Origin of the sequence: Aeoliella straminimaris, assembly GCF_024054565.1 — a bacterium.
GTDB classification, from domain to species: Bacteria; Planctomycetota; Planctomycetia; order Pirellulales; family Lacipirellulaceae; genus Aeoliella; species Aeoliella straminimaris.
In genome coordinates, this window is record NZ_JAMXLR010000006.1 from 179,267 (window position 1) to 194,605 (window position 15,339).

Below are 15,339 nucleotides of genomic sequence, written 5' to 3' on the forward strand. Positions count from 1 at the left end.
TGGGTGAGCTGCTCGACTGAAAGCGTCGCCTGGGATGCGTTGGCATCGCACGCGACGAGCACGGGAATCCTTCCCGTGCTCTCGTTCTCTAGTCGAGTTGCTTCGGCGGGCTGCTCCCGCTGGGCAAAAAATCTGAAGACTGCTGCGGCTCGCTGGCATCCTATCCGGCAGGAACTCAAAAGGAGGACATATCCATGAACCAACCTGTCCAACGTTATCGCTACGGCGCCGTATCGGTCGCTGTCTGGCTCAACCAGTCGCGAACCGGCATCCATTACAACGTCACGGCCAAGCGGTCGTACAAAGATAAAGAAACCGACGAGTGGCACGACTCCGAATCGTTTTCCGACTCAGACTTGCCGGCGCTCGCCAAGGCGGCCTTCGATGCTCACAGCTGGATCCAAGAGCAGAAACGGCAAGCAACGACCACGGTCGTCGGCGAGGATGCTGAGCCCGACGACATCGATTAGGCGTGTCACCGCACCTGCGCCAGCCGCTCCCATAGCAGCGAAAGGACGCGCTGGTTGGGGTCGTAATCGCCGCCGAGAAACGGCTCGGCGTCCAACCCAAGCGACTGAGCCACCGCAGCCGCCACTGCCGACGAGCGACTGACGCCCTCTTCGCAATGCACCATCACGACGCGAGCACGCCGGCAGTTGGCTGCCACGAAATCAAGGATGTCGGCCGCGTCACTGTCTGAAAACAGCCGCCCTTGGGGATGCTCTTTGGTGATGTCGTCGAACGACAGCTCCAGCAAATCGACCCGATTCTCTTCACTCATCTCCGGACGCTCATCGCCCAGCGAGACGATACTGATGCACGCCCACGGCACGCTACACTCAAACTCCTCGGCATGCTCCCGGGAGCAGACAATGACTTCGGTAACTTCTCGCAACCGATAGAACCCTTGGTAATTCGCGTGGCGGACGTCCCGCACCACACAGTCAGACTTATTCACGTAGGGCGGCCCTTAAGCCCAGCGCCCAGCACTTCGCAGGGCCCACGTTTCGCAGTTCGACTGGACCACAGCGCTGTTCACCCCAATCGCCGTCCGCAGCGTTGGCAGACTATTATTCGCCCCGCATCAACTTCGGCAAGATCGAAAACAATAAGCGCGAACCACGACGTCCATCGTGAAACTAATGCGCGACGTTGCCTGCTGCAATGGCGCTCGCCAAGACTGCAATGAATCGGCTATAATGGTGACCAACCGATTCTTTTCACCAAAGTCGCCAGCTATCCGCCTTCACCCATGGAATCCGCCGGGGGCTTGTTGTTGGAGCGTGTTCGATGCCGGACGGCAGTTTGTCCATTGCGCAACTCATAGCGGACGCCAAGTCTGGCGATGCTGTTGCACTGGAGCAACTGCTCACGCAATATCGCCCTTTCTTGCGCATCATCGCCGAGCAGAAGATTGGACCCGCGCTGCGGCGTCGCCACGACGGTTCGGACATCGTGCAACAAACTTGCGTCGAGGCGGTCACCGCTTTCCCTGCATTCCGAGGAGCAACCGAGCCGGAACTCTCGGCATGGCTCAAGCAGATCCTCCGTCGCAATGTCGCCAACCTAGTCCGCGACAATCGGGCCGCCAAACGCGATTTGAGACGCGAGACTGAACTTGACCGCCGCGGCAACGAGTCAGCGACGCTCCAGTGGTTTGAACCAGCGGGGGAGCAATCCTCACCGAGCCAGCGAGCGGTCCGAGGAGAAGACGCGATTGAACTCGCTCAGGCGATAGAAAGTCTGCCAGACGACCAGCGTCGCGCCGTCCAATTACGATATCTGGAGGCCCGATCCTTGGATGAGATCGGTGAAGCGCTGGACCGCAGTTCTTCGGCCGTCGCCGGCCTACTGCATCGAGGGATGCGGTCGCTGAAGTCAAAGCTCGAACCGACTTGACGAAGCGCACGCTGCGTCGTTGGTAATCGTTACTAAAAGTCCGGCTCAAAATCGACGTCGCGTTTTTTGGGCTCCTTCTCGTGGGCCTGGCTCGAAATTCTCGACTGGTCGTGACTAGTAGGTTCGTTGGCAGGTAGCTCAGGTTGCCCTGCCGACCACTCGTCAGACCTGACCGCCGCCCGTTCCGCTGACCATGGCAGGGTTGCCGCGCGGAGATTCGTATTCCGGGCGTACTCCGCGTCAATGTTGGGTTCTGCAGCCCACGCTGCCTCTTCTGGTAAGTTTCGAACAGCGATCACTCGTCGTGTCTCCCGATCGATGACGGCATACTTTGGGCGCGCCTCCAGTTGCTCCGGACCAAGGCCAGCAACCGCCACATAACCGACCCGCTCACCATGCGGATCATGACCGATCATGATGTAGTCACCCTCTTTCAAGTCGACTGTGGATTGAACGCGAACGATATCAACCGCGGGCGAAGTTGACTGTAGCGTGAGAGGATTCTCGGGAACGGGATATTGCTGAGCTATTTCTGCATCTAAGTTAAACGGAATTGGCCGTCCCAGTTCCCGAGACGAACCGACGGCGATCGTGCGTGGCGGAAGTTCGCGTTGGGCTGGCCACGATGTTACGCTCAGCTCAGGTAAACGGCCATGTTCGATGCGATCAGCCAGCGCCAACTCAACGGCCCGTTCTCTGGCGGCATGCGGATCCAGCTCATATCCGCGGCGCCGGAGCGTCCCGTCGCCTCGCGTCTCCCAGATCAGGTAGTGTGGCGGTTCTCCCTCGACTTGAGGCTCTGGCTCGGAGTCCCTTGAACTACGGACTTCAAGCACTTCCTGCTCACTGACCAATCGTCCCAGACTGTGGACTGCGAACTCCGTAGGTTCTCCTGGCTCGTCCCATCGCTCTAGCGCGATCTCAAGGGGAAGCTCGCCAGGCTCATTCCATTCGGTGACAATTACAGCTGGAAGAGGTTGGTTGCACTCAGCTAGCTCCTTCTCATACCGGGAGCTGACGTCGACCACCCTCGCCAGTTCTGTAGCGCTCGTGTACTGCTCGGCGCGGCCCTGCTCGTCGACGACCCACATCACGAACAGTCTGTCTCTCGCCGCAACGGCTCCATACCCCTGACAATCTTGCTTTACCTCCAACCGCTCCGGCCCTAGTCCGTAGTCCAGCGTTTTGGCGGCAATGGCTACCGCCTGCCGCTCGTCGCGAGCCTGGACCAAGCCCAGCAATGCCTCCGCCGCTGACGAGTGCAAGTCTCCACGGCGCACAATCGGCCACCACGCAGCGAGTTGCTCGTCGGCAGTATGTTCTGCAGAGTTCCGTTGGGGCAGCGGAGTCTCCTTGAGTAACACTGCTTGCGGTTGTTGCTCCTGGCTGCTTACCCAGTCTCTCGCTGCACGGAGCGCCTGCTGAACGCCGTTGTGGCTGGCGTCAACAACCGTGGGTAACTCACCCAACGGATTGAAGAAAGAAATGACGTGAGCGCTGCCGTCGTTGAGTCCCGCCGCCAGAGAAATGCGGCATTCTAGCTCGCGATGGATGGCCATCACGTGCGCCGTCTCCAGGTCGACTCGTTCGAGCGGTCGATTGCGCAGTTCAATCTTTGCCGAGGGGTACAACGACGCCGACTCCCACGGCTCGAAAACACCCACCCATTCGGTCGAGTACAGTTGGGACTCGGTGGTATGCTGAGCGCCTTGCTCTACCCCCACAGCATCCTGCTCAACCTTCTCTTGATCGTGCGAGTGAGGGTCCAGCAGCAGCAGATCCTCCTCGCGAAGCCTTGGGCGATTATCCTGGGCCGTAGGACCAGAGCTCTCATGCTGCCAACGCTCGTCGACCCAAGCAGCCGCCTGCGCGGCGGCTACCGCCAGATCCGCAGCGTCGATGTTCGAAGTCCGGGTGAGTCGCTCGGCGTAGCACGAGTGGCTAGGCAGCTCCCCGAACGTCAATTCGTACCAGCGGTAAAGATCGTTTAAATCGCGTTCCTCATCGAGCAGTTCACTCCGCTCCCATAGGAAACAGTGTTGAGCACCGGGCATCTGAAAGCGGGCGGCAAGTTGCGCGTCGGCGCGATCCGTAGGATTATGCGACATGATAGGGGTTTCCGTTGGTGACCAGGTGCGACACTGCCCGATGCGATTCCAAGTGTGCTCGGCTACGGTCTAGGGAACCACCCGCGTTGTCGGCCAGTGGTGAGCTTCTCTACGCAGTCCAGGCCCACTTCAAGATTGGCGTCGATGAAAGGATTGTGCTCGGCGTTCAGGCGCTCCGCCGTGCAACCCGCGACGCTAAGCGTGACGACGGATTTCGCCGCGTCGCGACGAACAATCTCCCGCGCTAAATCGCACCCCAGGTCTCCATCTCCACTTCCAATCACAACAACGTCGATCGACTCTCGGCCGGTCAGATACCCCGACCAAAACAGCATCACGTTGTCGCTATTCGCGCGCCGCACCAGTTTCCCGCGACGACGCACGGTTTGGATTTCATTGGGATGCGGCGTCCAACCCGCTTCGCGACAACGGGCAGCTTGCCCCTGGTCGCCCGCGCGACACGAGAAAAAGGCGTGCAACTCGACCGACTTGAATTGCCGCTGGAGGAGCTTGGCCAACTGGTCGAACTGCAGGCTTAGTTCCCACTCCCTGACGCTACAGTAGAGGTTCTCAATGTCCGCGAGCACCAACACGTGGCGTCCTCTAAGTCCGTCAAGCGGCCCAGTTGTTTTAGCGATCGCAGGCAAGTAAGCGGCCTTCCAGTTTCCGTCGTCGTGCGCGCCATTTAGTGTCGTGAGCATCGATTGTTCCTCGCGAATTGGGGATGGATAGTCATTGTCTCGTTGCCGGCACACGGCGTATTGATGTAAGACTCGCTAGCGCGAGAACATTGCCGCTAGTAAGATTCAGCTCTGCTTGCCTTTGCGCTGTCGCCGGCCTCCCCAGAGTCGTTTGGGTTGGCCTTTTTTCTCGACCCAACCTTCCCGCCAATCGCATCCTTGGAACGGGCACGCGTAAATCGCCATGGGTTGACCTTGTCGACTAGTGCTCTGCCCAATGCATTTCATTTTCACTGGGAGCGGGTGCTTGCCGAGCTGGCAGCACAGCACGTGCAATTGAGTTGTTCGGTGCTTCGGCTGTTTGCGCGGCCGCTGTTTGCTATCAGAATTCAGAAACAAAGCCATGAGTATGCCTCCTCGAATGTGATGTTGGTGAGTTGGGGTTAGGAAAAGCACTGCTGTTTGTAATGCAGCAGCTGCATCAAAACGTCTTGCACGACCTCGATCTTTGGCCGGCCCTCCATCGGGTCCAGCATGCTGTAACTGAGGTCGATTGCCAGGACTGTGGTTTCCGACCGACGGCTGCCACGGCGCCGCGGTGGACCGCCGCTGCTCTGGACGAGAGCCGCGGTAAGCTCCCGCATGGTTCGCACCGGAATGAACTTGCCGTTATGCGTGCCGCCGCTAATCCGTCGCAGTAGACGTTCGTCGTACTCGTCCCCAAAACCGATTGTGTTGACGTTCACCCGTGCCTGGCGCGCCGCCGCCACGGCGTCGTCGATGCCGCTTTCCTCCCGATTGGGGTAACCGTCCGAGAGGAGCCAGATCCGCCGCAAGATACCCGGCGGCGTCTTTTCGCAGATGCGGACCGCCGTGCGGAGCCCATCGGTAAGGTTCGTGGCCGCCCCGACCTTCGCGGGTAACTGTTGAATTCGAGACTGCAGCCAATCGGCGTGCGGGGCCGCCGGCCGAGCAATCACAAACCCTTTGCCGTGGAAACCGACCAGCGCGATGCGGTCCGGGCCGAATTTGTTGACTCGCCGCGGGCCGGGCGGGCGTTTGGGTCGCTTGACCGCACTCGCGCTGGGGCGCTGCGTTGCTCCTCCGAAGAATCGCTGAAATAGGCTGGGCATCTCACACCTCGCTGGGAATGTGCTGTTGTTGGCGACGGCCTGCAACGCAGCGCCGACTGGCAGTCGCCAGGAATCTCGTCGCGTTGCGTACCTATTCAGGCACGTCTGGCAAGGAAACTGTGCGCGCAACCTGAAACTTTTTTGGGCCTTGGCGGACAAGGCTCCACTGCTATCGTCTTGCCCTCTCCCCGCAAGATCAGCCTTGGTCGCTACGCGACAGCGGGGATGGAAATGGTTGTCCTTCAACACAAGGTGTAAGGACAACCATTTCCAGGAGGAGTGATGAATTACGACCTACTTGAAACTAACTTGCAACGACTTCGTGCAGCGTGTGGCGAACGATTCGCTGGGAGGGCCAGCTAATGCCTAATCATGTTCAACAGAGTCTTACCTGCGTGGGTCAGCACGTCGCCGACCTGATCAATCACGTCAAGGGGGACCAGTCGCCCTTCGACTTCAACCAGGTCATCCCGATGCCCGCCGCGCTCGACATCGAAGCTGGGACCACTGGTGAGATGGGCGTCGCTGTCTTGAACGATCGATGCCATCCATTCCTTACCTACCCGTGGGTGAAGCGGAAGGGGATCAGAACGGCACAGCAGTTCAGGCAATACGTGGAGCGTGAACGGCCGGAAGCGATCGAGTTGGGAAAGCAGTACCTCGACAACCAACGGCAGTACGGACACACGACCTGGTACAGTTGGCGCCTCGAACACTGGGGCACGAAGTGGAATGCTTACAACGTGAGTGTGCAGGAAGAGAGCCCCTTGGAAGCGATCATCCGTTTCGAGACCGCATGGAGCCCAGCCATCCCAGTGGTCGCTCGGCTGTCGGAGTTGTATCCAAACGTGCGGTTCACGCTCGATTACGTCGACGAATGTCTCAACTTTGCCGGCACGGCTTGGATAGTCGCCGGGCAGGTTGTCGACACCCCCTGCGACCCCTGCGCCCAGCACTAGCGGTCGCTCAGGGTTAGGGGCAGTGGATTCTCCCATGTGAGTTTGTCCTTCAACACAAGGTGAAAGGACAAACTCACATGAGGAGGACACATGCAGCCAGCGACAAACCAAGCAAAACCATCGCGACTCGCTCTCTTTCCTAGCGGCGACCCCAATACGGCATTCGGCCATCTATCGCCAGCAGAGATCCTGAAAACGTACGGCCATCCGCGCTACCTGCTCAGTTCCTCGGCCAAGGCCAAGAAATGCCTGCTGGTCCGGGTGCTCACGCGGATTCTGTACCTGACATCTGGGCTGTTTTGTTCGCACGCCGACTCGTGCCTCTACAGTTGCCTGGCCCACACGTCCGGAAGAATGCCGATGGCCGACTGCGTTCGTACGCGGGACCAACGCACGGCCTTGTACCTAGAGTCGCCGGAGCTTTTCATCAAACGACTGCATGCGGAAATCGCCTTGCATGAAGTCGAAGCCAATCGCCGCGGGCTGCAATCTGCGGTGCGACTCAACGGCGGTAGCGACCTTCTCTGGGAACGTCGTCACCGCGAATTATTCTTCGCCGCGCCCGATACGCAGTTCTTCGACTACACCAAAATTCCCGTCCGCATGAATCGTTTTCTGGCGGGCGAGATGCCGGACAATTACCACCTGACGTTTTCGGCAGGAGACGCCAACCACGACCAGGCTAAGCGAGTCTTGGACAAGGGTGGCAACGTGGCGGTCGTATTCTGGCCGGAGCTGCCAATTAACTGGTGGGGCTTTCCGGTGCTGGACGGTGACACGCACGACGCCCGATTCTTGGACCCGGCCGGCTCGATCGTCGGCCTCCGCGCCAAGGGGGTGGCACGCGTCGACCTGGCGGGCTTCGTCGTGCGGCCCTGTCCGGAGTGCAACGACGGCAGCGAACTCGTCTTGGAATCGATGCACGAGGATACGCACCGACACACTTGCCATCGGTGCCGACGCTGTCGCTACCAACTACGTTCTCGCTGGATGGCGCCGCGACGACGACACAAAGACCAGCTCGTTCAGTCAAAACGCCGCGAGGTTGTAGTAGCTCAATGCAGCAATGCGAAAGCCGCTTAAAGAGTTTATTAAACGTTACATGGAGGAACCAACATGCCAACAATCAACGTCCCACTTGCCATTCCCGAGACAACCAGTCCAGTCCCGACGCTCGCGAGCGTGCATGTCGAAGGGGGCCGCGGCGATTACGGCGACCCCAACTACCGCGGCAACTGCTCGGGCCTGCTGATTCGTGACCTGGTGGCGTACTTTCGCCCGCGAAACCTGCTCGATCCGATGCAGGGCGGCGGCACTGCCGGCGACGTCGCCCGGTCGCTCGGCATTGACTATCAGGGTTTCGACCTCAAAACCGGCTTCGACGCGGCCGACGCCCGTAGCTTTGACGGCCTTGGCGGGTTCGACATGGTGTGGCTGCACCCACCCTATCACGACCTGATTCGTTACAGCGACGACCCGCGGTGTCTATCGCGGTCCAGTTCGCTCACCGAATTCTGTGACAAACTCGCCGGTGTCCTGGCCAACTGCCGCGACGTCTTGACCCAGCGAGGACACTTGGTCGTGCTGATGGGCGATATCACCCGTCGCGGCAACTACTATGCCTTGCCGTTTCATGCTTGGCGGCTGGCCACTGAACTTGGGATGGAACTCGCCTGCCCGGAGATAGTCCGCCTCAGCCATGGGGCGACGTCGACCGCTAGGACGTACCGGTTCTCGTTCATCCCCCGGGTCCACGACGTTTGTCTCGTGTTACGGCGAAGAGCTTCGAAAACAGCTCCAGTCGCTCAGCAGCAAGGAGGTGCGATATGACACGGTCGGACGATACAACTGAGAACCGCATCTGCTACAAGGTATGGCTTGAGATTGAGCGACACGACGAACTCACCGACGCGAGCGAGACCCTAGACGCACCGGGAGGCGCCCTGGCGAAGTTTGCGACGTATGACGAGGCGTACGCCTTCGCCACTGCAGTCACGAACGCGCACGCCACGACATCACTCAGACGTTGTATGCAGCTATCAGTTGCCCAGGGACAAGCAGGCGCATTTCCGCAAGACCCACGAGCTGCAGAATGGATGCGACCCTACCCGATAGCGTCGGTCACCAAGAACGACTTGCTAATTCGGTTTTCGCGCGAAGAGATCGACGGCCTAGACTACCGGGACCTTGAGAAACTCGCTCGGCGGATGGCAGACGCCTACATCCAGCGGTCGTTTTGGGAGGACCTGGAGTCCTTTGTGAGAGAGTTGCTCGAGGAACATGGGAAGACCTGCTTTGCGGAGGAGGACTAATGTCTCTCCCCCCGACGCCTTCCAGTTCGGCCCGCGAAGCGCTCCGCCAGTTCCTGGCGGCGCTCTACGACCCACGCGACCTGGTTGAGGTGCGTCCCATTGAGATTTGGGACGGCCCGACCGGACGCGAAAGTCGGCCGCTGTCCGCCATGCGCCGGTGGCTTTCGCCCGCGGAGCTGCTCTCATCAATGGCTGAGCTCTATGCTCTCAATTTGGACCGCAACGCGAACATCTTCATGGGAGTTAACCCGCGGAAAGCGGCAGGTGGCGGCACAAAGCACAGCGTCGAGCGGTGTCGTTGCGTGTGGGCGGAGGTCGATCGCGTGTCGGCGGAAGGAGCAGCCCTGGCTTGGCGACAGGCCCGATTGCCCACACCATCAATCGTTGTCGCCAGCGGTAACGGCGTACATGGTTATTGGTTGTTGGACGAGCCGCTTTGGTTCCCAACTCTCCCTTCGCGGCGGCGATTTGAGTCCATGCTCAAGACGCTCTATCGCGACCTAAAAGCCGACGCGACCAGCGACGTCTCACGACTGCTACGGCTCCCGGGGTTTTGGAACGTAAAGAACCGCCGCCACGGCTCCCGGCCGCTTCCCTGCACCCTCGTTCATTGCCGCAGCGGCTTACGCTATCCGCTACACACATTTGACCGGTGGATGCAGAAGAAGCCCCGTGCAACAACGTCGCCGCCAAGCGGCAAGGCAACCACATCGATCAACGACGTCCGCGTTCAGCAATTGACAGCCCGGCTCGACCTAGACGTCGCAGACCGCAGTGCACGAGATTTTGCGATTATCTGCGAGCTGCTGCGATTGGGCCTCACAAAGCGAGACATCTGGCCGCTCGTCCGTGACAAGAGCAAGTTCCGCTGCCGCGGTCGTGACTACTTTCTCCGCACCGTCTACAACGCTGCGTTCCACGCCGACTACCTAGCGGCGCTCGACTGAAAAGACGGCCGTCGTCGCACGCCCGTACACCAGTGTTGCGCGTTCGCATCTGCCTGCGCCGGTCTTCAAGCCCCGCTCTCCTCGATTGCGTTGTCGGTGGCAGCTTCTCCAAGCCGAGTTTCTCGCACGCCGCAGATGACGATCGAGTCCTCAACTCGCTTGGGACGCTAATTGTTCGTGCTGTTGTACAAGCGTGTCTCCTGGGTGCCCTGAGCCCGCAAGCGGCGTAAACCGGAGCCGCAAGACCGTGCCAGGCAAAGCCTGTCACTTGTCTTGCAAGCTCCGGTTTTGTTTTGCCGCTTGCGAAGGCCCAGGGCCTTCCTCCTTTGGTCACGAGGATTGCTCCTTCAGCCGGAGGTGAAAGGAGCAATCCTGAAACCAAATGGAGGAAAAAATGGGAAACACGCAAGACAACAGACAAACACCATTTCGCAAGCGAGTCGGACGATTGAACGTCACCGTCTTCGAGAACGTGAGCAAGAAGGGCGAAATCTACTTCAGCACCTACATCCAGCGCCGCTACGAAACGAACGGCACTTGGAAAGAAGGGCCGCTATCGGAGTTCGACCTCGACGACCTGCCCGTAGCCACGCAGATGGCGCAGCAGTACATCGCCAACCAGAAGGCCAAGTACAGTAAGCAACAGCTGCCGCAACCAGCAGACCCGAGTTGGGTTGCCGATACGCACGAGCCGAAAGCAGCCGCCTAAAACTTTCCAGCCCGTCGGGTTCGCTCGACGGGCTGCTTTTACTTTTGAGGAGTAACGCCATGTCAACAACAAACCTGGACAACCAAGCCCAAACACGCGAGCTACACCCGCTCACGCGGCGGCTACTTCAGCCGATGCGAGTGGAGCCTAGTTCGCCGTCAGCCGAGTACTCGCTGGTCCTGTGCCTCCTCGACCGAGCCGTACGTGACCTGAGTGCCGCGGATGCAACAACCTCCCGCTCGGCTCGCCAGTGGTTCGAATCTTGTAGCCAAGAGAGCTTCGCTTTTCAGTCGGTCTGCGACCTGTTGGACTTGAGCGGAGATTTCATTCGCCGCATTCTTCGCCGAGCCTCGCTATTGAAGTAGCGTCTCTACACCGGGGTCCTGCGGTTCAGCCTAGCAAGCCGCCGCAGGAACCGCTTGCCTTCTAAGTACCCTTTGGTCGCTTCCAATTCTCGACTCCGCCCACAATTGTCCCTTCTTGCAGCTTCGTCCACCATGCTAACACCCTTCGCCACCTTCCCATCGCATCCTGCCTCCTCGACGGCTCTGCCTTCCCCTGCCGTACTGCCACTCGCTTCTCTCCGCTCCTAAGTCGCTGCTCTTACTCCTGCTAATCGCCAGCCTTGTAGGTCCCCCCGCAACTTGTGCCCTCATTCTCCACGTTTCCACCACCTATCGCCGCCCATTCCTGACCCGTCTCATTCTTTGTTCTCTCTATACACCTGATGCACCAAAGGTGCACTTTTTCGGAATCCGCCGCAAAGTTTTCCAAGAATACGTGCCTCAATAGGCTGTCGGGCGGTCGACCAACATTCCACAAGCGGTGACCACGCGGTGCTAACTCCTTACGCAACAACGTTCTACGGAATCTACCATGTCAGCCACCAAAATTAGTTTCAGCCTCAACTCCGAGGAGGGTATCGAGGTTCTCCAGCAGGCCGCCACGGCAGCCGGCGCGAAGAGCGAAAGCCTCCACGCCAAACAGATCGTCATGGCAAGTCTCGGCCAAACCGACCAAGCGCCAGATCTATCCGGACACTTGGAAGACGTGTTTCGAGAGACGATCGCTTTGAGACGGCAAATCGATGGGCTCCGGCAGATAGTGAACGATGGCGTAACACAACTTGCTGCACAGGTCGCCTCTTCGCAGTCTGCCGTTACGGACAGAGAAGCCGTCACCCGGGAAGATCTGCGCAACGCGCTTTTTCTCGTGCTGCTTGAGAAGAATCCAAGCTCTCAAGAAGAAGCGGGCCAAATAGCGGCAGCGGCGGTGCCACTTCGAAAGGCTGAGCCTCGCTAACGGCGCCAACGCAAACTGGCTTCATTCCTTGCTAATTCGGACTACTCACGTGCTTTCCATCGCTCACATGTCGCTCGGCTCCGACAGCTACTACCTCAGACTCTCGGCCGAAGACTATTACCTCGAAGGCGGCGAACCACCGGGGCGTTGGCTAGGAGGCGGAGCCCGCGCTTTGGGCCTGTCGGGGAACGTGGCGGCAGACCAGCTGAAGGCGTTTTTTACCGGCTATGGGCTGGACGGTGAAGCACTCGTGCGCAACGCGGGGATAACCACGGGAAAGCTCAAGCGCAAACCTGGCTGGGACCTCACCTTCTCCGCGCCCAAGTCGGTAAGCCTGCTTTGGTCCCAACTCGACGAAAATAGTCGCCGCAAAATCCAGGAGGCGCAATTAATAGCCGTCGAGCGGGCGCTGTCATTCGTCGAAGAGCGAGCAACTTTCGCACGACGCGGTCGCGGCGGGGACGAGCGCATTGCGGCAAAGCTGGTGGCCGCGGCTTTTGAGCACAGCACGAGCCGAGCCCTCGACCCACAGCTGCACACGCACTGCCTGCTACTGAACTTGGGAGTCTGCGACGATGGTAAGATCCGCGCCCTGCTGAGCAAGCCGTTCTATCACAACAAAATGCTTGCTGGCGCTGTCTATCGACTGGAGCTAGCGCACCGCTTGAACCACACGCTAGGACTGGAGACTTTTCGCAAAGACTCGTGCTTTGAGGTTGCAGGCGTGCCCGATGAAGTGCTCACGCATTTTTCAAAACGCCGCCAGCAAATTGAAACCGAGCTTGGCGAGATGGGCGTCGACACTGCCAGTGCTGCCGCCTATGCCACATTGAAGACTCGGCAAGTCAAAGACCTAGTTCCTCCCCGCCGAGAGCTCCTGCAAAGATGGAAGCACGAAGCCCTGCGGGAAGGATTTGGCGCCGCTCATGCGAGGCGGCTGGTCGGGGGCGATATCGAGCCGCCGCAGCCTGCGGCGACTATTCGTCGCGCTCTTCACGCAGCCATCGCCAGAGTGGAAAGCAACCGCAGTTATACTTCTTCGAATAAGCTTCTGCTGGAGACGGCTCACCAACTGCAGGGAAGCGGCGTTCCGCCGGACGAACTCTTTCGTCGCTTTGAAGAAGAGGTGCAACAAGCGCCTGGTCTAAGGAAGCTGGGCGTCCGGAATGGAATCAGCTACCTGGCCACCGAAAGGCAACTGAGGTCTGAACGCGGGCTCTTAGACACAGTCGCCAAGCTCCAGGAACGGCGGCTCGCCCCAATTGCCGAACGGTTTGTCGACGAGCTACTTACAAAGTCAGTCATAATTGGACCCCAGGTGGGCAAAAAGACGGCTATTACGTTGAGCGACGAACAACAGCAGGCCGTTCGCCATCTGGTTCTCGGCGACAGCCCGCTTAAGGTCGTTACCGGAATCGCTGGCTCCGGCAAGACGGCCATGCTGGCTGCGACACGGCAAGCATTCGAACGGGCAGGCTATCAAGTAATTGGGGCGACGCCGACCCACCGAGCGCGACAAGAGCTGGCAAACGGCGCTGGGATTGATAGCGACACGATTCGCAAGCGGCTGTTGCAGCTTTACCCTACGAGCGACTACCTCCTGCGACATCACGCTCGTCAACTGGTCCGAGCTGCACGGCGATGGCGAACTCATTTGCCCGATCAACTGAAGCTCTCTCACAAGACAGTGCTCGTGGTCGATGAAGCGAGTATGGCAGCGACAGAGGATATGCGCCGGTTGCTGCAAGCGGTTCATGATCAGGGAGGGCGCATCGTGTTTGTCGGCGATGACCGGCAATTGCCCCCCGTCGGACCCGGCGGCGCGTTCGGAGCCATCATCCGGCGTGTTGGCAGCGTCGATCTCACCGACGTTACCAGGCAGCGAGAGCCGTGGGCCCGACAAGCGACCCAGTCGATTGCCACCGGCGATGTGGAAAGCTTCTTAACTGCCTACGCGAGCAATGGCTGGCTAACCACGGAAAAAGACCGCCAGTCTTTAGAGCGGTCGCTGCTCAGCGACTGGCAAGCAGCGGGTGGAGCCGCTGCGCCAGAGCAGCATATTATCGCGGCTTCGACCAACGAGCAGGTCGACCGTTACAACTCCGCCGCGCAGCAGCTGCGGCTTGAAGCCGGCCTGCTCGGTAAACATGAAAGCCTCGACTATGGCAGCGAATGCTTCTACGCCGGAGACCGAGTCACTATTCAAAAAAACTCTCGTAAGCTCCGCGTCTACAACGGCGACACCGGAACCATCCTGGCGGTGAAGGATTGGGGCTGGACCAAGGCGGTCGCCATTCGATTAGACCTCCCCGAGCGGACGCTGGCCGCCCAAACGAAAGAAGTCCTCAAACATACGGCAGTTCAGTTGCTCCGCGCCGCCAGAAAACGAAAGACGTATCGCTACGACCCTGATGCATACGACATCCGCATCGTCCCGATCCGCACGCTGCTCGGCAATTCCAAGTTTGCGGATTGCAGTCAGCCCGGTCAACGACCCGCCATCCGATTAGCGTATGCGTTCACGACTCACAAACTTCAAGGGGCCACGGTGGATCACACGTACGTGGCGCTGGGCGACTCGATGACCGATCGGGAGATGTCGTACGTGCAAGGATCGCGACATCATAAGTCGCTACAGCTGTACGCCACGGAAGCAGCCGCAGGGGAAACGCTCACCGAACTCGCCAAGACGCGCGAAGCGCCCAACAACCCAGATCAAGGCGACGAACAGTCTCAACAGTTCGCCGATTCACCGCTCGCCAAAGAGATGCTGCGCTCCCGCCGGCATTCTTTAGCGCACGACATGGAGCATGACGAGCTTCCCATTTCCCCATAGCCCAAAGATTTTCGCCGGACAGTTCTATGCCACACCAAAATGACGACGTTGCCAGAGCTAAGACTCATCTGAGCCTGAATCTGAGCGCCGCCCTCACTGCGGGGGCGCTTACCTACGGTTGGTTTGTGCTGGGGATGAACCACAAAGAGTGGCACGAGTTTGCCCCGATCACATCGATCACCGTGTTTGGCGGCGCGCTAATGCTACTTTCCACCTATCATCGAAGCCTTAATCTGCATGGGTTTGGCAGGTCGCTATTGCACTACCCCGTTGCAGCGATTGTTGTCATTAGCTGGAGCCTAGCGGGCTACATGGCCAGTGCAGTGTGCGCCGAGGGCCTGGTGTTTTACGGATTCCTTATTCCACCGCTCAAACACGTGACATCCGGCTACCTCGAACAATCCAGTCTGCGTCCGGACCCCGTCGAATGGTAAGCACCATTTGCCAATCGGCC

Annotated in this window: 16 protein-coding genes; 12 read left to right on the top strand and 4 right to left on the bottom strand. The window is 59.3% G+C overall.

Translation table 11 applies throughout. The features are described from left to right. Positions 1-194: 194 nt before the first annotated feature. Entirely contained in the window at positions 195-470 is a 276-nt protein-coding gene (locus NG895_RS02070) for a hypothetical protein (RefSeq protein WP_252850779.1), read from the top strand. 5 nt (positions 471-475) lie between these two features. Here the strand turns inward: NG895_RS02070 and NG895_RS02075 are convergent, their stop codons facing one another. Then, a complete protein-coding gene (locus NG895_RS02075) occupies positions 476-958 on the bottom strand; it encodes a hypothetical protein (protein WP_252850780.1) in 483 nt (160 codons plus the stop codon). Between the two features lie 332 nt (positions 959-1,290). Between NG895_RS02075 and NG895_RS02080 the strand changes: the two genes are divergently transcribed. Next, positions 1,291-1,899, top strand: a complete 609-nt coding sequence (locus NG895_RS02080) for a sigma-70 family RNA polymerase sigma factor (RefSeq protein ID WP_252850781.1) — start codon at positions 1,291-1,293, stop codon at positions 1,897-1,899. 32 nt (positions 1,900-1,931) lie between these two features. On the opposite strand, the gene NG895_RS02085 is transcribed toward NG895_RS02080, so the two are convergent. The 3 genes from NG895_RS02085 to NG895_RS02095 all read right to left on the bottom strand — a co-directional run bounded on the left by NG895_RS02085 (position 1,932) and on the right by NG895_RS02095 (position 5,820). Continuing rightward, a complete protein-coding gene (locus NG895_RS02085) occupies positions 1,932-4,007 on the bottom strand; it encodes a hypothetical protein (RefSeq protein ID WP_252850782.1) in 2,076 nt (691 codons plus the stop codon). A gap of 62 nt (positions 4,008-4,069) precedes the next feature. Continuing rightward, positions 4,070-4,708: an NYN domain-containing protein gene (locus tag NG895_RS02090; RefSeq protein ID WP_252850783.1), complete on the bottom strand. Its 639-nt coding sequence runs from the start codon at positions 4,706-4,708 to the stop codon at positions 4,070-4,072. Positions 4,709-5,130: 422 nt separating this feature from the next. Continuing rightward, positions 5,131-5,820 carry a vWA domain-containing protein gene (locus tag NG895_RS02095; RefSeq protein WP_252850784.1) on the bottom strand — a complete coding sequence of 230 codons (690 nt, stop codon included), beginning with the start codon at positions 5,818-5,820 and terminating at the stop codon, positions 5,131-5,133. A 362-nt stretch (positions 5,821-6,182) separates the two neighbouring features. Here NG895_RS02095 and NG895_RS02100 point away from each other — a divergent pair, with 362 nt between their 5' ends. The 10 genes from NG895_RS02100 (at position 6,183) to NG895_RS02145 (ending at position 15,319) form a co-directional block, all read left to right on the top strand. Then, entirely contained in the window at positions 6,183-6,779 is a 597-nt protein-coding gene (locus NG895_RS02100; protein WP_252850785.1) for a DUF1281 family ferredoxin-like fold protein, read from the top strand. Positions 6,780-6,869: 90 nt separating this feature from the next. Next, on the top strand, positions 6,870-7,862 hold the full coding sequence (locus NG895_RS02105) for a GP88 family protein (protein WP_252850786.1): 993 nt from the start codon (positions 6,870-6,872) through the stop codon (positions 7,860-7,862). A 33-nt stretch (positions 7,863-7,895) separates the two neighbouring features. Then, entirely contained in the window at positions 7,896-8,609 is a 714-nt protein-coding gene (locus NG895_RS02110; RefSeq protein WP_252850787.1) for a TRM11 family methyltransferase, read from the top strand. Next, complete coding sequence (locus NG895_RS02115; protein WP_252850788.1) at positions 8,606-9,091, top strand: hypothetical protein; 486 nt, start codon at positions 8,606-8,608, stop codon at positions 9,089-9,091. The genes NG895_RS02110 and NG895_RS02115 overlap by 4 nt, the downstream gene beginning before the upstream one ends. Further along, a complete protein-coding gene (locus tag NG895_RS02120; RefSeq protein WP_252850789.1) occupies positions 9,091-10,038 on the top strand; it encodes a DNA-primase RepB domain-containing protein in 948 nt (315 codons plus the stop codon). Before NG895_RS02115 ends, NG895_RS02120 begins: the two co-directional genes overlap by 1 nt. A gap of 394 nt (positions 10,039-10,432) precedes the next feature. Further along, positions 10,433-10,747, top strand: coding sequence for a hypothetical protein (locus tag NG895_RS02125; RefSeq protein ID WP_252850790.1), 315 nt, complete (start codon positions 10,433-10,435; stop codon positions 10,745-10,747). Positions 10,748-10,806: 59 nt separating this feature from the next. After that, a complete protein-coding gene (locus NG895_RS02130) occupies positions 10,807-11,112 on the top strand; it encodes a hypothetical protein (RefSeq protein WP_252850791.1) in 306 nt (101 codons plus the stop codon). 511 nt (positions 11,113-11,623) lie between these two features. Further along, entirely contained in the window at positions 11,624-12,049 is a 426-nt protein-coding gene (locus tag NG895_RS02135) for a hypothetical protein (RefSeq protein WP_252850792.1), read from the top strand. Positions 12,050-12,098: 49 nt separating this feature from the next. Next, positions 12,099-14,885: a MobF family relaxase gene (gene mobF / locus NG895_RS02140; protein WP_252850793.1), complete on the top strand. Its 2,787-nt coding sequence runs from the start codon at positions 12,099-12,101 to the stop codon at positions 14,883-14,885. Between the two features lie 26 nt (positions 14,886-14,911). Further along, positions 14,912-15,319, top strand: a complete 408-nt coding sequence (locus NG895_RS02145) for a hypothetical protein (RefSeq protein WP_252850794.1) — start codon at positions 14,912-14,914, stop codon at positions 15,317-15,319. Positions 15,320-15,339 lie beyond the last annotated feature (20 nt).